Origin of the sequence: Phaeodactylibacter xiamenensis (assembly GCF_965229835.1) — a bacterium.
Taxonomy (GTDB): domain Bacteria; phylum Bacteroidota; class Bacteroidia; order Chitinophagales; family Saprospiraceae; genus Phaeodactylibacter; species Phaeodactylibacter xiamenensis.
In genome coordinates this window covers 1,502,571-1,526,810 of the sequence record NZ_OZ245931.1, presented here as the reverse complement: position 1 = coordinate 1,526,810, position 24,240 = coordinate 1,502,571, and the positions used below count along the sequence as shown (strand labels likewise).

Below are 24,240 nucleotides of genomic sequence, written 5' to 3'. Positions count from 1 at the left end.
CCTCTACTTTAGCTGATTCTCAAGCACCACAAACGGGATGCCCTTCTGCACCCAGCCTTCTATTTCTCCACGATCCGGAACAACTTCAAAGGCGAGGGACCCCAAAACCAGGTCGTCGTCCCCATCTGAGTCGATATCGGCACTGTCCATGACGATCCATCTTCCAAGCTTGGATTGTGGAAAGGTGGAAGCCTGCATGGTCCAGCCGCCCAGATTTTCAAAAAAGACAAAACCGGCTTCCGGCTGCCGCTTGAAATCCGGGAAAAAAGAGATCGCTGCCAGGTCAAGGTCTCCATCCTGATCAAAATCCCCGGGAATGGCATCGTAAGCACCGGGCAGTGGCTGAAAAAAGGCCTGCTCAAACCCCAACTCTCCATTATTTTCGAATAGATAGATACCATGGTAAGGCTTCAGCACAGGCGGGTAGTCGGCATTATCGCCAGCCGTGTAGAGAATGTCGGTATGCCCGTCCTTATTATAGTCGAGCAAACGGAAGGTGCTTGAGCCGTAGGAGGCCGGCAGGCGAAGGATTGATTTTTCCCGGAAGGTGGCATTGCCCTGATTTTCATACAGCCAGAACCCCTCATCGCCCTGCCCGAAGAGCGCCAGGATATCCGGCTGTCCATCCCCGTTAAAGTCCTGAATGGCGGTTTTGATGGCGCCGGGCTGCGCGCGCAGGGTGTGTGGGGTAAAGGTGCCATCCGGATGTTGTTCCCACCAGGCCAGCCGTCCGGTCCATTTGGCAAATTCGGCAATCACCACATCCATGCGGCCGTCACCGTTCAGATCAGCATAGGCACTATGCACGGGCCGTTGCAGGCTGTCGATGAGGATTTGGGGAGGCTGCCCACCGCCTTTTGGCAATTGAAGCAGAAAACCTTCGGGCGCATCCGTAGGGGAGAAGGAGCCCATGACCGTCAGGAGCAGATCGGCGGGGTTGTCTTGCAGGCTGACCGCCCCTTCCCGGACTTTGGCTTGTTGCCGGAGCTGTAGGTTTTGGTCGAAGACCATCAGCCGTTCTTTGTTGGCATCGCCCAGGTATAGCCCTCCTGGAAAGGCATCGATCAGGGTGGTGGATGGAGGGGAGAGGAAGTAGTCGGGAAAGCGGGCCTGAAAAAGTGAGGTAGTGTCCAATGCTAGTATAGCAGGCAGGTCCCATACGGTGGGTGCATTTTCCAGGTAAAAGCCCTGAATAGCCAGCCAGGTTGCCGAATCAATCAGCGGTTGTTCGGGGAAAATCCGGCGGGCTTTCACCGCCTGCCCTCCCGGTCCGCTTTCAATGAGTTGCTGACGGGTGTCGGCGTCCGGATAATGCCCCAGAAAGTAGCCCATTCGGGGCAGTACGTGGGCGGCCCATGTTGATTTGGGCAGTAGCTCCGGCTCGGGGTATTGATGGCAGGCAGCGCAGTGGATGCGGGCCCATTCCTCTCCGATAGGGGTAGATTGGGATGGCCCGGCAGTAGGCTTGCAGGCATGAAAAACAGCCAAAAAACCAACTGAAAATAGTAAAGAAAGCAGGTAGCCGCGCATTTTTCCGCAAAGGTAAAGGGCTACAGGTTAACAGCATGTTATTTCTTGGAATATGCCGAAGTGAAGGTTCCCGGTCAGGGCTATTGATAAAAAAATATTAAAAGATGAAACATCAGGTCCGCCTCCCCGTACTATATTATATCCCTCCCCCCGGTGAATCTCAAAACACAGCCCCCCGCTCAGCACCATGAAAGCACAATCAAGACAAACATTAGTATTATTGATATTTGCTGTACTGGCTTTTTTGGCCGGCTGTACCAGCGAGCAATTACCTAATCCACTGGATACCCGTTTGGAGCGGCGGTTGGTGGAACTGTCACCGGACGGTTCATTAGATTACTTCCGTTTGCCCGATAGTGAAACAGCATTAGGTGCTGTTCCGGCAGGAGTGGGCAATCCATTAACCAGAGAAAAAATAGAATTGGGCCGGATGCTCTTTTTTGAGACCGGCCTGGCAGCCGATGCCATGCACGAAGGTGGTAAGGGCACTTACTCCTGTGGCAGTTGCCACGTGCCTTCCGCCGGGTTCATGCCTGGTGCAAAGCAAGGCATCGCAGACGGAGGCGTAGGGTTTGGCCAAAACGGGGAAAGCAGAGGCAAACTCATCGACTACGCCGAAGAAGAGCTTGACGTGCAAGGCGCTCGTCCACTCAGTGTGCTCAATACAGCTTTTGTTACCAACTCCACCTGGAGCGGTAAGTTTGGCGCTAATCACGTCAACAAAGGCACTGAACACGCCTGGGTGGGCGACGCCGAAGTCAACGAGCGGGGGCTGGATGGGCTGGAGGCTCAAATTATCGAAGGGCTTGCCCTGCACCGCATGCGGGTGACGATCAGCTGGCTCGACACCCTGGGCTATCTGCCGATGTACGATGCTGCCTTTGCGGATTTCCCGGAAGGGGACCGCTATTCTCCACTCACGACGAGCTTTGCTCTTTCCGCTTACCTGCGGTCGCTGACCACCACGGAGGCGCCCTTTCAGCGCTGGGTGCGCGGTGAGGAAAATGCCATGAGCGATCAGGAAAAAGCAGGCGCAATGGTCTTTTTCACTAAAGCCGGGTGTTACCGCTGCCACAAAGGCGCCGCACTGAGCAGTAACGAGTTTCATGCCCTCGGAGTGCGCGATCTGTGGGAATCCGGTGCTTTTGCTACCGGTCCCAACGATATCCGGAACTTCGGGCGGGGCGGCTTTACCGGATTTGAAGCGGATTTCTACAAGTTTAAAGTGCCTCAGCTCTACAATATGAAAAATTCGCCCTTTTATTTCCATGGCAGCAGCCGGCATTCCCTGCGGTCCGTTGTGGAATACTTCAATGAAGGCGTACCCGAAAATGACCGGGTGCCGGAAACACAAATTTCTCCCTTCTTCCACCCGCTGAACCTCACAGCGCAGGAAATTACCGACCTCGTGGAATTCCTGGAGCACGGCCTTTACGACCCCAATCTGGACCGGTTTGTACCGGAAGAAGTCCTGTCGGGCAATTGCTTCCCGAATAACGACCCGCTGTCTCAGGAGCAGTTGGGGTGTAATTAAGAATTTTAAATAGGCTTCTACAGCCTGGATATAATTGCAACTATCTTGGGAAGGCGGCCTTCGGGCTGCCTTTTTTGTTTTTTCTGTAATGTGCCAAACCTGGGGTGCGTCTGCCAGATGCATCCGCAAGCCCTAACCGCAGAGCGGCAGCGTAAAGATAGACAGCTGTTGGAGATCAAGCGGATTCCGTTTGCGGAGCAGGTTGAGCTTTGGTAACGGGCGCTTGTAATTAGTGAGAATTAATTGTACTTTTCTGGTTAATAAGTTTTGTATGCAGCTTAAACAACAACATATCGATATTATTCAACGATACTTCAGCCAACAACCGGTCAAGCGAGCCTATTTGTTTGGCTCTTATGCTAAAGCAGAAGCTGACGCTAATAGTGATGTTGATATATTGGTAGACTTAGAGTATAAAGAAGGTATAGGTCTTCTGTTCATAGAAATGCAACTGGCGCTAGAAGATTTGTTAAAAAAGAAGGTGGACTTGGTTTCTACCAAGGCTTTATCAAAACATATTGCTCCGCTAATTGAAAAAGATAAGCGCTTGATCTATGAAAAGTAGATTGGGGGACAAAGTTCGCCTCTTGCACATCAAAGAGGCAATTATCGAAGTGCTGTCATATGTAGATGGCGTTAATTTCGAAGCATTTGAGGCGAACTCAATGATATACAATGCTTCCATCCGTCAACTAGAAGTAATTGGAGAAGCATCCAACCGACTATCCGATGAATTGAGAAAACAGTATCCCAATATACCCTGGAGGCAGATAGTTGGTTTACGAAATATGCTAGTACACGAATATTTTGGAGTAGATATTAATATAGTCTGGGATGTTATAAGAAACGAACTCCCACCTTTTCTTATCACAATTAATGAGATGATAGACGTTCTCGAAGAAGAATAATCTAGCGGGTCGTAGATAGCTAAGCAGACAGACAGGGAACTCTGTTTCATATGTTCCATGTTATACGCAATACGAAGTGGTCACCGACGATAAATGTCGGGATCTTGGATTTGCAACACCGGGGCAAGCTACTTCTTAGCGTGAATGCTGACCTGCCTGCCGAAGTACCGACACGCAGGCAGGCATTGAGTAGGTTTGCTGTGGCAAACCACTTAATCGTCAGTATACTTGCTGTAGAAAGAGAAGAAATGACCTACAAAGACCTTCAATCTAACCCTGACCTTTTACTCTACGACTGCATCACCGGCAGCCGCGCCTACGGTACCGATTTGCCCACTTCCGATACCGACATCCGGGGCGTTTTCATCCTCCCGCAACCGGAATTCTACAGCTTTAGCTACACCCCACAGGTAGCGGACGATACGAATGATACGGTCTACTACGAGCTCGGCCGTTTCGTGGAACTCCTGGCCAAGAACAACCCCAATATGCTGGAGCTGCTGGCTACACCACCGGAATGCATCCGCTACCGTCACCCCATCATGGACCACCTGAGCCCGGAGCTCTTCCTCTCCAAAAAGTGCAAAGACACCTTTGGCGGCTACGCCTACGCACAGATCAAAAAAGCCCGTGGGCTGAATAAGAAAATCGTCAATCCCATGCCCAGGGAGCGGCAGACGCCTTTGGATTTCTGTTACGTGATCAAAGGCAACGGCTCCGTCCCCCTGCGGCAATGGCTGGACGACAATGGGCTGGAGCAGTCCCGCTGCGGCCTCTCTGCTATCCCGCACTTCCGGGAGGTCTACGCCATTCATTACGATACCACAGGCGATCTGGACTACGCCGGTATCCTCCGTAAGCCTAACTCCAACGACCTGTCGCTCAGCAGCATTCCAAAAGGCGCGGAAATCCTCGGCTACCTCCACTTCAACAAGGACGGCTACGCCACCTACTGCAAGGACTACAAAGCCTACTGGAACTGGGTGGAGGAACGCAACGAAGCCCGCTACCAAACCAACCTCGCCCACGGCGCCGAGTACGATTCCAAAAATATGATGCACACCTTCCGCCTGCTGGATATGGGCATTGAAATTCTGCGCGAGGGCATCATCCGCGTGCGCCGGCCGAACCGGGCCGAATTGCTGGACATTCGCCGGGGGAAGTACGATTACGATACCTTGCTCGGGATGGCAGAAGATAAAATGGCGGAACTGGAGGAGGCTTACGCCCAAAGTACCCTGCCGGCGGCGGTGGACATGGAGCGGGTGAATGGGGTGTTGGTGGGGATGCGGGAGCGGTGGTACGCAGGGGCCTAACACAGCCCGCCGTGCCGAAACTTCTTTGATTTCCAGAACGGATATTGTATCTTGTACAATGTTAGACCCGTATCTTCGCTGAGGTGCGGGCCACTTATACTTCCCAGTCTCATCCGGAAAAGACAAGCTGTCGAACAGCACCCTCAAAAAAAATAAAAAAATAGTGTGACGAACCGCTGTACTGCGGTATAGGGTAGGTAGAGAACGAATATCTCGTATACGATAACTTATTCCTAAATAAACTCAAAACAGTCATGACCAACCTATTTTTCAAACCCATGTTATGGGGCTTGCTGTCCCTGTTTGCCCTGTATTCCTGCCAGACCCAAACAGCCGTGACCGAGGTCGATACTTATACATTGTACCCTGATTTCAGTATGGCCCAGGAAAAAAATCAATTGGTCCTCGAGCAAGTCTCCATGCGCCTGGATGCGTACAGCCAACGGCTACTTGAAGACCCTAAAGCGGCAACGGTCATTGCAAAAGAATTGGAGGGACTCCGAAGTACAGTAGATAAGCAAAGGGAAGAGAATCAACAATATAAGCACATCAAGGATATAATTGACAGAGCCCGGGGTGCTATTGCCAGTTGGGCCCCATGTATTCCGGAGTGCCCGCCTCCACCGCCCTGTGAAGTGGCCGGCAAATGCCGGGAAATCCGACTAAAAAGGGATCAGCTCGTCCTGTTGCTTCCTGCGCCTTTCGAAAAGCATACATTTTCATTGGAATCTGCGGAAGGAGCGCTTATCGCTAAGCCAACTGAAGTTAAGGCTTTACCAGGCGGTCAGGTCCGGGTAGAAATGACGATGCTACAACCCGATTATCAGGGAGCGGCTGCTTTTTATGCTAAAGGGGCGGAAGGAAGCGAGATATCTGATTTTTTCACCAGCTTTGATTTCCAGCCACCACGATAGGCACTAAACCCCAGTTATGAAACCTATTTTTCAATTTTTTTGCCTTAGTTGGTGCCTGATGCATGCCCCGGTAAATTTGCCGGGGCAGTTTGCTTTATCCGAAGCCTTAGAGCAACGTATGAGCGCTTGCAGGCAACACAATGACTTCCCCTGCGCCGCCCGCTTGCTTGACTCTCTAATCCGCGTTCAGTATGAGGCGGGAGACCATGATGCGGTGTTCCATCTCTTTCGCCGCAAATCGGATGTTGCCAATAAAATGGACGCCATGCGCGCCTATCTGGCCACCTACCGGGAGCTGGACTCTTTGTTTACAGCCGGCCATGTCAGCCTGGAAGAGGACTACATCTTTTTTGTCCACCTTTGGAACGACACCAATCTGGGCAACTACTACAACAAAATCGGTGCCTTCGAACAGAGCAAAGCCGTTTTCAACCGCCACCTGGAAATCCTGGATTCCATCCCCTTGAAGCTGTACAGTTATTATTCCAATGACCATCTGCACCTCGGAAATATCTATAAGAAGCAGGGGCAATACGACCTTGCGCTCGGGCATCTGGAGCGGAGCCTTGTCTTTGCAGATTCCTTTGAAGCCGAAGCCACCTATAAAGGGCTGGTCCATAAGCACTTTGGTGATGTGTACAAGGAAATGGAAGATTACCCAAAGGCCAAGGGGCATTATGAAACTTCTCTGGCGCTTTTTTCCAACGTGGCCGCACAAGCAGATACCAACCGCCTCATCAACACCTGCAATGCGTACGCCGATCTGCACCGAAAATTAGGCGAGGTCAATGCAGCGCTGCGGTTACTGCGCACATCGCTGTCTTATCAGCTGCCCAAAGACCCTTTCCGAACCGAAACTTACCGGGAGCTGGGCATCACTTACACCCAAATGGAAGATTGGGACAATGCCGCTTACTATTTTCATCTGGCCCTGGAGCACGATCGCTATCAGGTCCGCAATCAACAAACCGCGCAGACCTATCTGGCCATTGGGGACATGAACCGGAAGCGGGGGCGAATGGGGGAGGCCCTGGAATATTATGAGGCGGCTGTTCAGCAACTGGCCGGGCGCTCACCGGGAAGCGGCTACTGCAGGTTGCCCAATGGACTGGACACAGCCTACGACCAAAAGACCTTACTCCTGGCTTTGTACCGGCTGGCGGAGGTGTATTATAGCTTTGAAGACAAGAGCAGCCTGTATTGCGCATGGGAGGCGGCCGACCGCGGGCTGCGCCTGGCCGCCCACATCAAAAGCGGGTACATCGGCGATTACGATAAACAATACCTGATGGAAGAGTGCTACGGGCTTTTCGAAACCGCTATCGAGGTCAGCTATGCCCTGCACCGGCAAATTCCCAGCGATACTTTCTACATCAACTATGCCTTTTCCGTCTCTGAGCGCAGCAAGGACTTACTGTTGCTGGAGGCTTTCCGGGATGCGCAGGTCAGCGATTTTGATCTGCCCGGCGACCTGCTACAACGGGAACGGCTGCTGAAATTTGATATTCAGTACTTGTCAGAGCAATTGCACGAGTCAGAACAGAGCGGGGCCGTACGGGATACCCTCAAGCAACGCCTGTACCGTGCGCAGGCAGGCTGGAAGGCGCTGATGAAAAAGCTGGAGGAAGAGGCACCACGCTACTATGCCGCCAAGTTTGATACCACCACAGCCACGGTGGGCTCAGCCCTGGAACACCTTCGCCCTGGTCAGGCTCTGTTGGAGTTCTTCGTAGGGGAAGATTCCACCTGGATGTTTTACCTCCGGCCGGGCGCTGCCCCTGAAGTCTTCACCCTGCCCATACCCAGGGCCTATTTGGCGAAAGCTGTGCAGGAAATGGTGCACGCTATCTACCTTCCATTTTACGATGGGGAAGACGCTTATTTGAAGCAGCTTAAAGCGGATTACCCTTCCGGGACCGCTAAAGCCATTTACGCCCACCGGGCCCATCAGCTTTACGAATGGTTGATCGCGCCACTGAATACGTTGGGATCCGGTATGCCACAACAGCTCATCATTATCCCCGACGATATCCTGAACGTACTACCCTTTGATGCGCTGCTGACCCGGCCGGTGCCCGAATCCGAATACGGTTATTACCGTAACCCCAGCTATAACTATCTGGTAGAAGACCTGGCGCTGAGCTACTGCAGCTCAGAAAGCCTGTTGGAAGAAATGATCGCTGCACACCGCCACGACCGCCGCCCCCGGGAGCTTTTGGCATTGAACGGAGCCGGTTTTGAGGAGGAAATCGAAGTCATTCAGGATGAGTTTTCCTTTTTCAACCTGTTCCATTGGTTTGTGCACCCGCTCTGGGAGCGTTCCAACAAGCAAGAGCTGGAGGCCGTGGGAGGCGACTACCGCTTCCATCATTACACCGCTCACGGGCAACTCAGCAACCGGTATCCCAGCCGGTCGCGCTTTATGTTACAGCCCGGGCAGGCCGGAAGGGACAGTGCCTTGTACCTGCACGAATTATACCGGTTGCCCATGCGGCAGGACATGGTCGTGACCAGCGTTTGCAATGCCGGTATTGGCGAAATCCGGCGCGGGCAGGGCATGCTCAGTATGGCCCGGGGCTTTTCTTACGGAGGTGCCCGGAGCCTGATTACCACGCTCTGGGAGGTATCGAGCGGGCATACGACGCAGATTATGCAAGGCTTTTACCGCAACCTCCGCAACGGTATGCCCAAGCACCTTGCGCTGACCCTTGCCAAGCGCGATTATGTGCGCAGGGTAGGGGACGTGGAAGCTCACCCATACTACTGGTCCTCCTGTGTGGCGATTGGGAGCATGTCGCCGGTGTTGTCTAAAGGAGCCGGTTGGCGGAAGCCGATTGCTGCCGGTGTTCTACTTGCTGTAATCCTGATTTGGGGTTTTCGCCGGTTGCAGCGTGACCGGAGCGCAAGGGCTTAGGTATGGATTCTCTAAGTTCTAATCGAACAGGACGATACGGAACGGGCTGTCGAGCTTTTGACGCAGTCGTTCTGCCTTCTGTGCATAAAAGGTGCTTTTGCCCTTTAGGAAAAAGTCCAGTTCTTCCCGGAAGCGCAGGCTGTCTTCGGCCCCTATGCCCAGCAGGGCGAGCAGCCGGGACCACCGCAGTTTTTCTTCACTTTTGTAAGCCTCCGGGAGTTGGCTGAAATGCACCTGCAGCAGCTGATCGAAGTATTGGAGGGCCGGCTCGTACTTTTTCTGGTAGAAAAGGCTGTAGGCCAGCAGTGCCTGAGCCTCCGGGAAGTTGGGGCTTTCGGGGCTGATTTGCATCATGGCCTCTTCTGCTTGCTGATACCGGCCGTTGAAGAAATCCTGCCGTCCGGCGCGGAACACCTGCTGCTCGGCTTCCGCACTCCTTACGATCGTGCTCAGCAAGGGTTCCTGGAAGGACTGCGCAATAGCCGAGTCGGAGTAATTCAGATTGGCCCATAGCACTCCGCCAAGCGCTACCATCAGCAGAAAGCCCGCCGCCCATAGCAAAATCCGGGCCGGCCGGTTGGCTGTAGAAAGGGGCCTGACTTCAGCAGCGGCCGTTTTCGCCCGCCTTGCCTCCGCTTCGTGGTAGCGGTCTGCAACGGCCTTGATAGTTTTGCGCAGGTCCTCGTCCTGTAGTTCACGGCTAAGCCCCTTTTGAAGGTAAGCCTGCTGCTCCCAGGCCTGCCGGAAGTTGTCCTTACCGAGCAGCTGTGTGAATTCCTGTTTGTCCACTTCAGACATTTCTCCCTCGTAGTACCGGAAAATCAAATCCTGTTCCTGTTCTGTTATGGGATCAAATTCATTGTTCATGTAGCCAGTTTTTTTGCTTTGGAGCGGTTATTGATTATACAGCCGAAAGCGTTAGCGGTAAAAATTTCGAAGTTTTTCCATGCACCGGTAAAGCCGGGTGCGGATGGTCCCTTCCCTGATCGGCGTTTCCTCCCGGGTTTCCATTTGCAGGATGGATGCGATCTCCTTTGCCTCCAGGTTCAGCGCAACTTTGTAAAACACCAGCCGTTGACAGGGGTGCTTCAGTTGGCCAAAAGCCTTTAACGCCCGCTCAACGAGTGCTTCCGATTCCGGAGCATCGGCAGGGGGCGGGGGCGGCAGTCCCGGCTTGGGCAGAGCCCGGACCAGGATACGAAGGCCAATTTTAGCTATGAATTTCCGCAGTGGTACCCACAGGCCGATCAGCTGGCCATTTTCCACCCGAATCCGCCCGGTACGGATAAATTTCAGGATAAAAACCATGATGGTCTCCTGGAAGGCGTCCTCTGCGTCCTCCAGTTGTGCCCGTTGTACCTCGCGCCTTGCCCGGCCGATAAAGTACGGGTAGCATTTTTCATAGACCAGCGTTGTGCCCCTTGACTCATCCTGCTGCAGCATAGCGATGATCTCCTCGTCTGACGACATAAATAGTGGTTTAGTGCTTGATCATTAATATATACCGCAACGCCTGATGTGTCACGCTTCAAGGCCGATTTTCTTCATTTTTTGCGCTTTTCGCCTCCCCAACCTTCTTTTTTCGAAAAAATCCTATGGTCAGGTGTGACGCCGCCGTCCTTTCTGTATATAACAGTAAGGTCATTTAACCAGCCCGGAAAACACCTAAAACCCCTTTCCCCGGCCTGCCGATGACCGGTGCCGGCAGGACTTCTAACCCAAACACCCGCCTGCCTGGCGTCAAAAGGTTTCTATGTATAACCCCAATTTATTATCAGGCCCTTTCCGGGAGGAGGGGGCTTTTTTGTTTGACAGGGAATAGCTAAGAGCATAAGCCTTCCCCAAACCACAGATAAGCCCACGGCAGCCTTTCAAACAGGGCTTGATATTCTGATTTTTTCGAAGAGTGCCCGGAAAACAGATCTATTTTTTGTCTACCGTTTGGGTTAAGAGTTTGATAAACAACTCTTTAGTTAAATGTGGTGGAGCCGACTTTTCGTAGGGTATCCTAATATGTTCTTCTAGCTTTACGGCTGCTTACTCGCACCTATGTACCGTAGGTGTTATGTTTTTAATTTCAAACAAATATGCAAAAATGAAAATGACCTTTTGTAGTATTAATTCATGGGCACTGATATTAGCTTGTGTGGTGGTTTGCCTTCAGGCCCGGCAAGGCAGCGCCCAATCTACCACTTTCACTAAACTCCCTTTTATCATCAAAATTGACACCCGTGGGACACACCAATCCATTACGGGTGACCCGAATCAGGCGGAACTAAAAAATATTAACTGGTCAGGAGAAGGAACTCTCGGTATCGATTGGGAGCGTGACGGCACAATTGATACGTTATTTGAGCACCCACTAGGGTGGGGCTTATCCCTGGGACATGTTTACAGCACTCCCGGCGTTTATGAAGTTATGCTTTACGGCGATGGGGAAGTAGAATTTGAAATAAAAGACGCCTCGAAACAGCTTGTCAGTGTCGAAGATTGGGGAGAAGTAACATGGAATAACTGTAGCTGGATGTTTTTGGGTGCTAATCACTTAAGGTCTGTTGATGAATTCTATGCTCCTGTATTATCGACTCCAAACCTTGATTGCTCTAATATGTTTGACGGCTGTTCCTCCTTGCAGGTGAGCTCGCTAAATCACTGGGATATGTCCAACGTTGTAAATATGAATAGCATGTTTGCCAATTCTTCTTTTAACGGAGCCATAGGCGATTGGGATGTTTCTAACGTAACTCAAATGTATCAGGTATTCCAGGATAACACCTCCTTTAATCAGGATATTGGCAATTGGGACGTATCGAGCGTGGAATTTGCTAACTTTATGTTTCAAGGTGCCACCGCATTCGATCAAAATCTCGGAAGCTGGGATATATCCAATATATCCAATATGTTTAATATGCTTTCTTCAAGTGGCATGAGCACAGAAAATTATGACGCTACGCTCACCAGTTGGGCGAATCTGTCTTCGCCACCGCAAGGTATTTCGCTTGGTGCCTCGGACCTGACCTACTGTGCTTCCGAAGCCAGCCGGCAGGTACTGATTGACCAATATAACTGGACGATTAGTGGGGATTCCAAATTTTGTGGCAATCCTCCTGTTGCGGTTTGTAAGGATTTGGATGCAGATATTTTTGATGTCTACCCCTTTTGCTTACCAATTCCACCACCATTCGCACTATCATTCTTTGATTTCGCTAACAACCCCAATCCGACTATATTCGGTCTTACTTTTTCTCTTTTGGAAGAAGATAGCTTTTTTGAAGTTGGCAATCATGAAGTCAATCTTGTTGTTACCGATGAAAACGGTTTGTCAGATACCTGCCAGGCTAACTTGAATGTCACGGCTAATGAGATACCCAGCCCCTACTCTGCACAGGACATTGGTTCTCAGGGCTCTGGCAGTACCTACAGTTTTGATGGCTGCGGAACAGAATGGTATACGATCACGACCGGCGCCCAAACGACAAATGGAGCTGCATTTGATAATTTAGCTACAATAACCGGTTCAGTTTGCCACAGTGGAAATGGCTTTGTATTTACAAATATTGAATATGCAAGTGGTGGCTATGCAGGAGTAGTCGTTAGAGCTGGTGATACCCCTTCCGCCCCAGTTGTGGGTTTTTTTAAGGGTAATGGACTTGTCCATCAAACAATAGTAAGAGGAACTGAAGGTGCCCCTGTTAGCGTGAAAAACCACATTGCTTCCAACAGTACCATAGTTGGTTCTGTGGCTATCATAAAAGAAGGGAACTACCTTCGGACTTTCACTAGAGGGTACGGGGATACTTGGATTTCACTTGGTAATCCTATCTATTTCCCATACTCTTGCTATAATGTCGGCATCGCAGCCTATACGTTTCCGCATACAAGCAATGTTGAAGCCGTATTCCGTAATATTCGAGTTAGCCGTTCTCTCCCCGGTAATTATCTCAGCGAAGGACCGGCGCCAACCCTGGCTATTGCTCAGCAGGATAGCGCCATTAAAGCTAAGCTTGTGCCTAACCCCGCCACCCATCAGGTGCAGCTGCAACTGCCGGAGCCCCTCAGTGCACCGGCGCTCGTTAGTGTGGTCAATCAGCTCGGGCAGCCCCTTGTCGAAAAGCAGGTGGCAGATGGTGCTGCCACGGTGGACCTACTCCTGGAAGGGCTCCCCGCTGGTATGTACCACGTGCATGTCAATACGGGCAGTCAGCTCGTCAGCCTGCCCTTGGTAAAACAATAAAGAACAGCCTGTAGTAATTATGATGCCCTGGCAGCACCTCCTGGTGACAGCCGGGGCATTCCTGCGATTATAGGTGTGTTGATATGCTCTGTTTTAAGCACAAGCGCAAAAACAGAAAACCCGCCAAACCTACGCATTGCGCTGAAACCGGAAGAGGCGGGTCGGGTCTTGATTATGCAAAATACGGTTTTCTTAATCTATTCGCAACAGGCAGTACTTCTGTGGCATTTATGAGGCTATCCACTTCGAAAAAAATAGACACGCCCAAGTGTATCGATCTCTGCTACCTTTTCCTTAGGACCTATCGGTACGCCAATAACGGCTGCTTTGCCATCTTGGAAGTTGTCGATACCAATGACTTTTAGAGCATCGGGAAATTCGATTTTATCACTTTGCATGCCGTCTGACTTTCTAACCAGTACCCAGGTTGATTGTTGGTCATAGGTACGACACAAGCAGTAGCCTTCCCGAAAACGAGTACATTTCTTAAAAACCTCTAACAGCTTGCTTCTGCTGATACCACTTGATTCAGATGTTTTACCATAATCAAATTTATCCCGGAACCCAATAAGCAACAGGGCTATCCCGAGTACGAAGAATGAGTAGGTGCTGATTGCCGATCTGCGCCTGACAATCCTGCTTTTACTTATTCTTGCCTTGCCATATTTACCTACAGAAACAGAAGAGCTTCTGGAAATAATCTTTGAAAGAACGGCAAACAATAGGCAAATGCTCCCTACGAATACAAAAGAGTTGTAGAAAATCCAGTTCGTAATATTGAATGACAGCATAAACCAGGGATTAGAGAACTGTATAGCCCGTTATTGAATATGTAGAAAAACCATATGCAATATACTCATTTTGTGTTTTTTGCTGGTCACATGAGGCAATGTTCTGCTGTAGGTCCCTGCAAAGAAGTGGAAAAGAGCTTAAATGATCCTACCCCCCAGCCACCACCGCCCGCACCCAATCCCCCAACACCACATCCCGCCGCCCGGCAGCTTCCTCCAATGCCGTGCACAAACCCAGTAATTCCTCCACCGCCTGTACGATGGCGTGCTGCTCGGGGAGGGGCGGGAGGGGGATAATAAGTCGTTTTAATTTGCTTGCCTTTATGCCTCGTGCAGTCATTCCCGTTGCTTTTTGTTTAATTGACTCCTGTATTCCATCGCTCATAATAGAGTACATTAAAAACTTGTTTTGTATTTCTGTGATATAAGGCTGTAGGGTGATTATTCTTTGCGCTAGACCTACCTTTTCATCAAGACTAAGTTGGCACACGTTTCCCAGAGGAGCTTCAGTAGTAAATAATAGATCTCCTTTGCGTGGAAAGCCTCTTGTCATCCAATTAATGTATTCTTCTTCACTCATGAACTCTTCGGGTTCCAGCTTCAAAAAGCCAGGTCGAACATTTTTGGCAGTTAAAAGCCGAATGCCTTCCGAAATTTTTTTTGGCGTCTTTCCTCTGTAATCGATAAACCTAAAAATATTTATCATCCGGCACCAAACCCACCCCTCCGGCACCCCAAACGGCACCTCATCCATATCCACCGGCGGCAGGGGCTTCTCCTTTTTGATTTTCTTCGCCTTCACCAGGGCTGCCTTTTCCGCCTGTATGCGGGACAGCAGCTCGGTGGCGGGCTCCACATCGGGATGCGCTTTGCGCCAGTGGGCGGTGAGCTTGCCCTGTACGGCCAGCTGCAGGATGGCGGCGCGCAGGGCCTGTACATTGCCCGTTTCATCGAAGAAGGTGCGGAAGTGCGGGGCCAGGGCCTCCCAGGCCGGGCCCACTGCCGGGGCGGTGGTGAGGCGGCGCAGTGCGGCGGTGGCGTAGTCGGCCTTGAGCTGCAGGCGGGTCTCGGTGCGCTGCTGCAGTCGGTCGAGCTCTTGTAGCAGGGCGTCTACGGTTTGGACGATGGCTTGTTGTTCGGGTAGGGGTGGGAGTGGAATGGGAGCATTCATCAATTTTTTGTCATTAATTGCAGGGTAAGCCACACCTTTCATTTTGGATTCCACATACGCATTAAAAAAGTTGGACCTCAAAGAATAAAAAAGATACTCTGGTGAGATTTTACAAAATGGATTTAACACAGCAAATGCAGTACTCGCAATAGGTTCAGGAGTGAATTCCTGATCAACTACTACTATATTCATTAAGTACGGGCGTACTGTGGAATAAAGCACACATCCTTTTCGGATTATCTTTCTGGCCCTTGAAGGAGCTTCTTCGGAAGGAACAACTGCAACGTCATTTGAAATTCTGCCAATTTTGTTATCGATTGTACCTACATCAATATAGCTAAAATCATCTTCCGGTTTTTTCTGGCCAAAGTTATGGGTGAACTCTCCTAGTCTTAACCAAACCCAACCCTCCGGCAATTCAAACGGCATTTCCTCCTCGCTCACCGGCGGCAGCGGCTTACTCTTTTTAATCTGCTTCGCCTTCACCAGCGCCGCCTTTTCCGTCTCAATGCGGGCTAATAGCTCGGAAGCCGGTTCTACATCCGGATTTGCCTTCCGCCACTCGGCGGTCAGCTTGCCCTCCACGGCCAGTTGCAGGATAAGGCTGCGCAGTTCGGGCAGGTTCTCGGGGCGCAGGCTGAGCTGCGGGAAGTATTGGAGCAGGTGGGTCATGCTTGCAGGGCGTTTTGGAGTACGGCTACGATTTTATCTTGCAATTGGCGGATGTCTTGTTCGGCTTGCTGGTATTCGGTCAGCAGTTCCTCGGGCGTGCCCAGGTCATCGGCTTCCTCGTGCGGGTTCTTGATGTCGAGGTTGTAGTTGCGGTCGATGATGTCCTGTAAGGGGACGCGCCAGGCGTGCTTGTTTTCCTCCCGTTGGCCCCACCAGGCTTTCTCCGCATCAAACTCTTTGATATGGATGGGGCGGGTTTTGTTGTAGCTCTTCACCCCATCCGGGTAGGGGTGCTCGTAGTACCAGATGTCCTTGGTCGGGCTGCCTTTCTCAAAGAAGAGCAGGTTGGTCTTGATGCTCGTGTAGGGATTGAAGACGCCATTGGGCAGGCGTACGATGGTGTGGAGGTTGCAGCGGGCCAGCAGTTCTTCCTTGAGGCGGGTCTTGACGCCTTCCCCGAAAAGGGTGCCATCGGGCAGGACCACGGCCGCCCGTCCGCCATCCTTCAGCAGCCGGATGATGAGGGCGAGGAAAAGGTCGGCGGTTTCCTTAGTACGGAATTTCTGCGGGAAGTTGGTCTCTGTGCCGTCTTCCTCCACCCCACCAAAGGGTGGATTGGTAAGAATGATGTCGACTTTGTCGTTCGCGCCCCAGTCGCTGTAGGGCTTGGCGAGGTAGTTGCCGCGCTTGACGCCGGGCACTTCAAAGCCGTGCAGCATGAGGTTGGTGGTGCAAAGCAGGTGGGGCAGGGGCTTTTTCTCTACTCCGCGTACGGTCTGTTGTAAGGTTTTGCGTTGGCTGGGCTTTTGTATCTGCTTATCGAGATGATCGATGGTGCAGGTGAGGAAGCCGCCGGTGCCGCAGGCGGGGTCGAGCACGGTTTCGCCCAGTTGGGGGTTGAGGATGTCGACCATGAATTGGGTGACGGCCCGGGGCGTGTAGTATTCTCCGGAGGAGCCGGCCGATTGCAGTTCCTTGAGGATGGTCTCGTAGAGGTCATTGAAGAGGTGGCGGTCTTTGCTGCTGTTGAAGTCGATCTTGTCAATTTCGTTGATCACCTGCCGGAAGAGGGTGCCGTTCTTCATGTAGTTGTAGGTGTCTTCGAAGACGGCGCGTACGATTTTGGCCTGTGGGCCGAGGTTGCGGTCGAGTTCCTTCAGGGTGGGGAAGAGCTCGTTGTTGATGAAGTCCATGAGGGCATCGCCGGTGAGGCCTTCGTCGTCTTCGGCCCAGTTTTGCCAGCGCAGGGGCTCGGGGACGGGGCTTTGGTAGTCGGGGTTGAGGAGTTCCCACTCGGCTTCCTGGTCAGCGAAGATTTTGAGGAAGAGCATCCATACCATTTGGGAGATGCGTTGTGCGTCGCCGTCTACGCCGGTGTCTTTGCGCATGATGTCGCGCACGCTTTTGATGATGGAGGTGATACTGCTCATTGGTTATGGTTGTGCGACCTCGCTGAGGTCGGGTTTAAGCTTGGTCTTGGGGTTACAAAGGTATGACTTCTCCGAAGTCAGGGGCGAAGGGGCTAAAGCATAGGCCTTTTAACCAGAGGCATTTCGGTCACGCGCTTTTGTAAAGTTCGGCTTCGAGTTCCCGTACGGCGGCGTCAAAGGCTTTTGCGGAGCCGAAGGCGCGGACGAGTTCGATGGGGGAGCCCATTTCATTGAGCGGCTGTACCTGCAGCACTTCGCGTTTTTCGAGCGGGAAGATACCTTCTGCTTCGTATTTTTCCAAGAGCTTGCCGAGTACGTCTTTGGCCAAGCCACTGTATTTGGCGAAGTAGTTGCGTTTGCGTACGCTATTGGCCCGCTCTTTGCGCGTAAGCGGTGGCTGATCGAAAGCGATGTGGCAGATGAGGTCGAATTCGTCCAAATCCTGCCCGACTTCCTCCCGCAGGGCTTCGATGAGGACGCCCTGCTCGGCCAGTTCTTTGACCAGGGCTTCCTTTTGAGGGCTGCTGTGCCATTTTTGCACGAAGGTGTCGAGGGAAGCAAACTCCCGGCGGACGTTTTTCTTGGTATAATCCCGGAGGGACTCGGTGATGAGCTTGCCGTCTGCGCCATAGTACTGCACCCGCTCGTGCGCCAGGGTGACTTCCACGTTGTTGATGTGGAATTTGCGGCGCTTTTCCGGTTCGTCTTTGATGCTGATGTCGGGCCGGCTTTGCGCCTTCCGGGCAGCTTCGGCGGCTGCTTCTACTATATCCTCTACCACATCCGGTGGCACTACGTCCTCCTCCGGCCCCGGCTCGTAGATCTGCACCGGCTCCCCGTCAAAGTCAGGATCCGCAAATAGGTTGGTCGCTTTGCGGAAGTCCATAATGGTGAAGTAGACCTTCCCCTCGGCTTCCCGTATGCGCGTACCCCGCCCGATAATCTGCTTGAATTCGGTCATGGAGCCAATATTGGCTTCCAGCACGATGAGCTTGACCATTTTGGTATCCACGCCGGTGGTGAGCATCTTGGAAGTGGTGGCAATGACCGGGAAGTGTTCCTCCACATCCATGAAGTTGTCGAGCTCACGCTTGCCAATTTCATCGTCTCCGGTGATTTTTACCACGTAATTCGGGTGCTTTGCCACGAGGTCGGCATTCTCATTGATGAGCGCCTGCCGCATGCGGTTGGCATGGTCGATATCTACGCAGAAAACGATGGTTTTCGCATACCGGTCTACCTGTTTGAGGTAATCCGAAATGCGCTTGGCGACCACCTGTGTCCGCCCGTCGATGACGAGGTTGCGGTCGTAGTCCTTTAGGTTGTAAATGCGGTCTTCCACCTCGTAGCCGTACTTGTCGGTTAGCCCTTTGGTCGGCCGCCAGCTATCGTCTACAGAAGTCGATACCCGCACCACTTTGTAAGGCGCGAGGAAACCGTCGTCAATGCCCTGCTTTAGCGAATAGGTGTACACCGGTTCGCCGAAGTAGGAGATATTGGAAATATCGCGCGTCTCTTTGGGCGTAGCCGTCAGCCCAATTTGCGTGGCTTGGTCAAAATAGTCCAGTACTTGCCGCCAGGCCGAAGCCTCCGCCGCGCTGCCCCGGTGGCACTCATCGATGATGACCAGGTCGAAGAAATCGCGGCTAAACTCCTTATACGCATTCATGGACTCCTCCTTGCCCGTCAGCCCCTGGTATAGCGCAAAGTAAATCTGATAGGACTTGTCGATGCGCCGGTTCTTGATGATGTGCATAATGTCATTGCCGAAAGGCGAGAAGTCCCCATTTTTGGTCTGTGTCAGCAGCGCATTCCGGTCCGCCAAAAAGAGGATCCGCTTTTTCACGCCCGACTTCCACAGCCGCCAGATGATGTTGAAAGCCGTGTAGGTCTTACCCGTCCCGGTAGCCATTACCAGTAAAATCCGGTCCTGCCCCTTCGCCACTGCCTCCAGCGTCCGGTTGATGGCAATCTGCTGGTAGTAACGCGGACTTTTGCCGCTCTCATCCTGAGGGTAATCCTGCGCTACGATCTCCTGCGCTTTAGGCGCTTCCAATCCTTTGTACGACAGGTATTTCTTCCACAGCCACCGTGGGGTAGGGAAGGCTTCCAGCGGTATTTCCTGCTCCCGTGCCCCATCCGTCACCGTCTTATCGTGAAACACAAAAGCATCGCCATTGGAAGAAAACACAAAGGGGATATCCAGAATCTCCGCATACACCAGCGCCTGCTGCATGCCCGCGCCCACCGATTTGTTATTGTCTTTCGCCTCGATAATCGCCAGCGGCAGATTAGGCTTGTAGTAGAGGATGTAGTCGGCCCGCTTCCGCCGCCCCCGCGTATGCATGCGCCCCTGCACGATGATGCGCCCGTCGGTGAAAGTCACTTCTTCACGTACCTGACGGCGCAAGTCCCATCCGGCCTGCTGTACAGCGGGGGTGATGTATTGGGTGCAGATGTCGCGTTCGGAGAGGTGTTTTTTGTTCATGTGGTGTCGCTTGTGTGGGGGCTGAACATTGTGGGGTAATGATACGGAATTTTGGGGATATGAGGGAACTCCGGCAAAACTTAACCCCCAATTAACCCAAAACCCCGTATTTTAGCCTCAAAAACAACATGTACCGCCAATTTTGCCTCCTGACCTTCGCTTTGCTGATAACGGTATCCGCATACAGTCAAAACTGCACCTCCGACACCCTGCGCATTGATACTACCGCCGGGCCCCACCCCTTCACCAGCCTGGAGCTGAATAATGACGACTGCCAGTTTCAGTTTGCCATCGTCACCGACCGGACCGGCGGGCACCGCCCGGGCGTATTCATGGACGGGGTGCGCAAGCTGAATCTGCTGCAGCCGGAGTTCGTGATGTCGGTTGGGGATCTGATCGAGGGGTACACGAAGGACACGATGGAACTGCAGCGGCAGTGGGAAGAGTTCACCGGCTTTACAGCCCAGCTACAGATGCCGTTTTTCTATGTGCCCGGCAATCATGACATCACCAACGAAGTCATGGAGCGGGTGTACCTGGAGCGGTTCGGGCAGACTTACTACCACTTTATCTATAAGGATGTGCTGTTCCTCTGCCTCAACTCCGAAGACCAGTACCGGGGCTCCAACCGGGGGACGATCTCGGACGAACAATACGAATACATTGAGCAGGTACTGGCGGAAAATGAAGAGGTGCGCTGGACCTTCCTCTTCATGCACCAACCGCTGTGGATCCTCAAAGACACCGAGCGCTGGGTGGATGTGGAGAAGCTGCTTGCCAACCGCAAGCATACCGTTTTTGTAGGGCACCATCACCACTATGTGAAGTACGAGCGTAATAACGGGCGCTACTTCATGCTGGCGACTACCGGAGGCGGGAGTGCCCTGCGTGGCCCGCAGCTGGGTGAGTTTGACCATGTGGTGTGGGTGACGATGACAGAAGAGGGCCCGGTGCTGGCGAACCTGCTCCTCGATGGTATCTGGGATGAAAATGTGGTCACTTCTGCGTCCAGCGACTTTGTGAAAACCATCACCGCCCAGCGCCCCATCCGTGTGGAGCCGCTGCTGATGGAAGGCGCTGCTTTTGAGGAGGCACAAATGGTGGTCAAAATCTTCAATGATCAAAACGTGCCCATGCAGGTGAAGTGGGATCAGCAGTTCAGCTGGGGGCTGACAGGTGTGCTGAGTGCGCCTGAAATGACGGTAGCGCCTAATTCCGTAGACACCCTGCTAGTAGACCTAAAAGCACGCAAAGGCGAAACCGCACTCTCCAACCTGGAAGCCCTGCCCCTGAAAGCAGAGGTGAGCTTTGACACCGAAGACTTCCCGGACCTGTCCATCCCTTTCTCCTTCAATCTCCGCCCGGCACAGAAGTACCTATTGGAGCAGGCACCAAAGCGTGTCAAGGTGGACGGAAAGCTGAAGGAATGGGCGAACCTGCCTTATACCCTGCAGGACTTGCCCGGCGAAAGCCTGAATGCCCGCTTCAACCTTGGCTATGACGACGACTACCTCTACATCGCCGCCCGGGTGGAGGACGATCAGATCATGGTTGATACCGCTGAAGTCTCCTGGCAGCAGGACTTCATCGGATTTGTGGTGAATGCCGAGCCTGCCGCAGTTAGTGCCAGCCGGACGGGGCAGGGGTGGTACGAAAATTCTATCCTGTTCACGGTGGCACCGGAAACGAAGGAACTGCCGGCTTCGATTTTTTATGAGGATAAATTGCCGGAAGGTGCCGAATACCGCTGCCGGGTGGAAGCCGAAGGCGTCTATGTGCTGGAAGCGGCCATCCCTATGTCCTACCTCACAGAGCGGCAAGGTGAGAACTGGCGCTCCATCCGTTTCAATATGGTGGTGCAGGACCGTGATGGCGAAAAATCCGAAAATGGCTGGCCCCGGTATCAGTTCATGCCCGACTGGCGGGGCGGGGAGAATTTTGTAGGCTCGGGGCTGTTCTTTAGATAAAGTCAAGAACCTGTTCGGGCGTGATGCATTGGTAACGGGCTTCAGGGTAGGCATTCTGCCAGGGAGCGTAGCTGTTGCGGTACTTTTTGGGATTCCACTTGAACTCGAAGCCGTTCAGGTGGCCGCCCATTTCCTCCACGTAGTCAATTTCTGCACCAGTGTGGGTATTCCAGAAGTAAGTATTTGCAAATTGAAGGGTATAGCTTAGGTGCTTTTTGCGTTCAGCGATCAGAAAGTTTTCCCAAAGGCTTCCCTTGTCCTTCCGCAGGTGAATGGGGCTGAAGTCATTGATAACTGCATTGCGTACGCCTAGGTCATAAAAATAAATCTTGTTCATTTTTGTCATTTCTTTGCGAAGGTTTCGGCTGAAGCCCCCGAGCCGGAAAAGGACAAACCCCTTTTCTAAAAGGTCAATGTAGTTGTTGATCGTGTCTCGATTGACTTTCAGGCTTTTAGCGAGTTCCTGAATGGATACGAACTGTCCCATCTGGTAAGCCAGCAATTGAACTAACTGATTGAGTTTCTCAGGATAGCGAATGTTACCCAGTGCCAGTACATCTTTGTAGAGGTAGGCCTGTTTTAACTCGTTAAGGTATTGTACTTTCCGTTGCGTTCCTTCCAATGTAATGGCTTCAGGGTAGGAGCCGAAAAGCATCAAGCCTTCAAGCTTTGCGATGTTGAGCCCGGAAGAAATTTGGTTATGCTCCAGCCATTCCCGAAAGGAAATGGGGAATAGCGTGTAGGTCCAGGTACGCCCGGTCAGTGGTTCTGAGATCCGATTGGCCAGGTCCAGGGAAGATGAACCGGTAACGATGACACGCTTTTCGGGCATGGTGTCATGTATGATTTTCAGGTTGATACCGATATCGGTAATGCGTTGTGCTTCATCAATAAAGAGCAAATCCGCTTCACCAATGAACCGTTTGAGTGCTTCAGGAGACCGGCTGGACAATACGGATAGATCCTCCCCACTATCGGCATTGACTTTGAGCGTTTTATAGTTTAACTTTTGAATGAGGTCATTAATTAGCGTTGTTTTGCCAACCTGACGGCTGCCGTACAGAATGATTATTTTATTGGAGTGCTGTAGTTCCTCTAAAAGGGTCGGTGCAAGGGCTCGCGCTATCATTTTTATTATAAAGATATAAAAACAGCACAATTCGCGCAATTTCCAACGGTCAACCATCGCAAATCGCGCGATTTGCGATGGTTTTTTGACGCTGTGCCCTTTTGCCCCCCTTCTCTGCGTGCTTTGCGCCCTCCTCTCCGCGCTCTTTGCGTGAACCCCAAAAAACCTCCCCAAAATTCCGTATTTTTCACCCCGAACCAACCACCTGAAAACCGCATGCACTACGAACAAGCCAAGGAACGCCTCATCAACGGCAAAACCCGCGAGGCCATAGACATGCTCCGGGAGCCTCTGGAAAAGACCCCGCTCTACGATGAATGGATGATGGTCCGCGCCCGCTACGAGACCCTGCGCGAGCGGGAAATGAAAGGCCTGCTATCGACTGCTGAGGCCCAACTGGAGCACAACCGGATCAACGATGCGGTCCTGCGCCTGCTCGATAAGGCAGAGCAAAAAGAAGAGGTACCGGTGGTACGGCAGCAGGCAACAGCTTCCACCGCCCCGCCCAGTCAGGGGCTTCCCAGATGGGTCACGATGCTGATCGCAGCGGTAGTCGCCGTGGGAGCGCTCATTTTTATCAGAGGGCAGTTTGGGGAAGCTCAGGAGCCTGCGGCAGCAAAGACGGAGCGGGAAATTATACCTGAAACCGTAGAAAAGCCGGAAGCTGCAAGCATAACCCCGGAGAAAAAGCCCGCTACCAAACCCAACCGGGTAACACCTGAAACCAGGGCCATCGTGCCTCCAAACCAGTCGGTAGCAGAAACGAAGATCAATGAAGAAGCCAGCCGGGTGCTCTCGGATGTAACCAGGGAAATGCCCAAAACAGACCTGAAAAAAGTGGTAACCCTGGAGCCGGGCGCGTTGATCGCCAAGTATGATGTCAGCAAAATCTCCGGCAACCGTGACTTGCCCTTCGAAATTCATACCCTCAGCCACACCCAAAACATGATTCTGATGGAAATGACCCTGACCAACCGGACAGGCAAACCGGTGAAGCTGGGCGAAATGGAATTGCTGCACACGGGCGACCGCTCAGTGGGCAAAAGCCAAAGCCTGAACGGGACGATGCTGGAGGCGGGGGATAAAATTACGGAAACCTTCAGGTTCGCATGGGCTATTCCCGGCGAACTCCGGGCCTTCCGGATGAAGATGGACTACGCCATTCAGGGGGGCGAAGGCATCCGGGCCCTAAAGACGGATTTTGGGCTCTACAAGAAAATTCAGTAAACCTCTGGTCTTTTC

17 protein-coding genes are annotated in these 24,240 nt (G+C 52.3%); 9 read left to right on the top strand and 8 right to left on the bottom strand.

The window, feature by feature from the left end:
- Positions 1-3: 3 nt before the first annotated feature.
- Positions 4-1,530 carry an FG-GAP repeat domain-containing protein gene (locus ACO08I_RS05590; protein ID WP_421948764.1) on the bottom strand — a complete coding sequence of 509 codons (1,527 nt, stop codon included), beginning with the start codon at positions 1,528-1,530 and terminating at the stop codon, positions 4-6.
- A 220-nt stretch (positions 1,531-1,750) separates the two neighbouring features.
- On the opposite strand from ACO08I_RS05590, the gene ACO08I_RS05585 reads away from it, so the two are divergent.
- From ACO08I_RS05585 to ACO08I_RS05560, 6 genes are all read left to right on the top strand, one after another.
- Complete coding sequence (locus ACO08I_RS05585) at positions 1,751-3,064, top strand: cytochrome-c peroxidase (RefSeq protein WP_421948763.1); 1,314 nt, start codon at positions 1,751-1,753, stop codon at positions 3,062-3,064.
- A gap of 271 nt (positions 3,065-3,335) precedes the next feature.
- A complete protein-coding gene (locus ACO08I_RS05580) occupies positions 3,336-3,629 on the top strand; it encodes a nucleotidyltransferase family protein (RefSeq protein WP_044228949.1) in 294 nt (97 codons plus the stop codon).
- Complete coding sequence (locus ACO08I_RS05575) at positions 3,619-3,972, top strand: DUF86 domain-containing protein (protein WP_421948762.1); 354 nt, start codon at positions 3,619-3,621, stop codon at positions 3,970-3,972. The genes ACO08I_RS05580 and ACO08I_RS05575 overlap by 11 nt, the downstream gene beginning before the upstream one ends.
- Before the next feature lie 104 nt (positions 3,973-4,076).
- The gene (locus ACO08I_RS05570; RefSeq protein WP_421948761.1) at positions 4,077-5,288 is read left to right on the top strand and encodes a DNA polymerase beta superfamily protein; all 1,212 of its coding nucleotides are present in this window, start codon (positions 4,077-4,079) and stop codon (positions 5,286-5,288) included.
- Positions 5,289-5,542: 254 nt separating this feature from the next.
- Positions 5,543-6,202 (top strand): hypothetical protein, encoded by a 660-nt coding sequence (locus ACO08I_RS05565; RefSeq protein ID WP_421948760.1) that lies wholly within the window; start codon positions 5,543-5,545, stop codon positions 6,200-6,202.
- 16 nt (positions 6,203-6,218) lie between these two features.
- On the top strand, positions 6,219-9,116 hold the full coding sequence (locus ACO08I_RS05560) for a CHAT domain-containing protein (protein WP_421948759.1): 2,898 nt from the start codon (positions 6,219-6,221) through the stop codon (positions 9,114-9,116).
- An 18-nt stretch (positions 9,117-9,134) separates the two neighbouring features.
- Here ACO08I_RS05560 and ACO08I_RS05555 read toward each other — a convergent pair whose 3' ends face one another.
- Both ACO08I_RS05555 and ACO08I_RS05550 read right to left on the bottom strand, forming a co-directional pair.
- Positions 9,135-9,983 (bottom strand): tetratricopeptide repeat protein, encoded by an 849-nt coding sequence (locus tag ACO08I_RS05555; protein WP_421948758.1) that lies wholly within the window; start codon positions 9,981-9,983, stop codon positions 9,135-9,137.
- Positions 9,984-10,034: 51 nt separating this feature from the next.
- Positions 10,035-10,586: an RNA polymerase sigma factor gene (locus ACO08I_RS05550; protein WP_282774831.1), complete on the bottom strand. Its 552-nt coding sequence runs from the start codon at positions 10,584-10,586 to the stop codon at positions 10,035-10,037.
- A 625-nt stretch (positions 10,587-11,211) separates the two neighbouring features.
- On the opposite strand from ACO08I_RS05550, the gene ACO08I_RS05545 reads away from it, so the two are divergent.
- Positions 11,212-13,350, top strand: a complete 2,139-nt coding sequence (locus ACO08I_RS05545) for a BspA family leucine-rich repeat surface protein (RefSeq protein WP_421948757.1) — start codon at positions 11,212-11,214, stop codon at positions 13,348-13,350.
- Positions 13,351-13,586: 236 nt separating this feature from the next.
- On the opposite strand, the gene ACO08I_RS05540 is transcribed toward ACO08I_RS05545, so the two are convergent.
- The 4 genes from ACO08I_RS05540 to hsdR form a co-directional block, all read right to left on the bottom strand.
- Positions 13,587-14,141, bottom strand: a complete 555-nt coding sequence (locus tag ACO08I_RS05540; RefSeq protein ID WP_421948756.1) for a hypothetical protein — start codon at positions 14,139-14,141, stop codon at positions 13,587-13,589.
- Positions 14,142-14,289: 148 nt separating this feature from the next.
- Entirely contained in the window at positions 14,290-15,897 is a 1,608-nt protein-coding gene (locus ACO08I_RS05535) for a restriction endonuclease subunit S (protein ID WP_421948755.1), read from the bottom strand.
- Positions 15,898-15,980: 83 nt separating this feature from the next.
- Positions 15,981-17,414 carry a type I restriction-modification system subunit M gene (locus tag ACO08I_RS05530; protein WP_421948754.1) on the bottom strand — a complete coding sequence of 478 codons (1,434 nt, stop codon included), beginning with the start codon at positions 17,412-17,414 and terminating at the stop codon, positions 15,981-15,983.
- 127 nt (positions 17,415-17,541) lie between these two features.
- Positions 17,542-19,902 carry an EcoAI/FtnUII family type I restriction enzme subunit R gene (gene hsdR, locus ACO08I_RS05525; protein WP_421948753.1) on the bottom strand — a complete coding sequence of 787 codons (2,361 nt, stop codon included), beginning with the start codon at positions 19,900-19,902 and terminating at the stop codon, positions 17,542-17,544.
- Between the two features lie 128 nt (positions 19,903-20,030).
- Between hsdR and ACO08I_RS05520 the strand changes: the two genes are divergently transcribed.
- Positions 20,031-21,869, top strand: a complete 1,839-nt coding sequence (locus tag ACO08I_RS05520) for a metallophosphoesterase (protein ID WP_421948752.1) — start codon at positions 20,031-20,033, stop codon at positions 21,867-21,869.
- Here the strand turns inward: ACO08I_RS05520 and ACO08I_RS05515 are convergent.
- Complete coding sequence (locus ACO08I_RS05515; protein WP_282783194.1) at positions 21,862-22,998, bottom strand: ATP-binding protein; 1,137 nt, start codon at positions 22,996-22,998, stop codon at positions 21,862-21,864. The two genes, ACO08I_RS05520 and ACO08I_RS05515, sit on opposite strands and share 8 nt — an antisense overlap.
- A gap of 216 nt (positions 22,999-23,214) precedes the next feature.
- On the opposite strand from ACO08I_RS05515, the gene ACO08I_RS05510 reads away from it, so the two are divergent.
- Positions 23,215-24,225, top strand: a complete 1,011-nt coding sequence (locus ACO08I_RS05510; RefSeq protein WP_421948751.1) for a hypothetical protein — start codon at positions 23,215-23,217, stop codon at positions 24,223-24,225.
- Positions 24,226-24,240 lie beyond the last annotated feature (15 nt).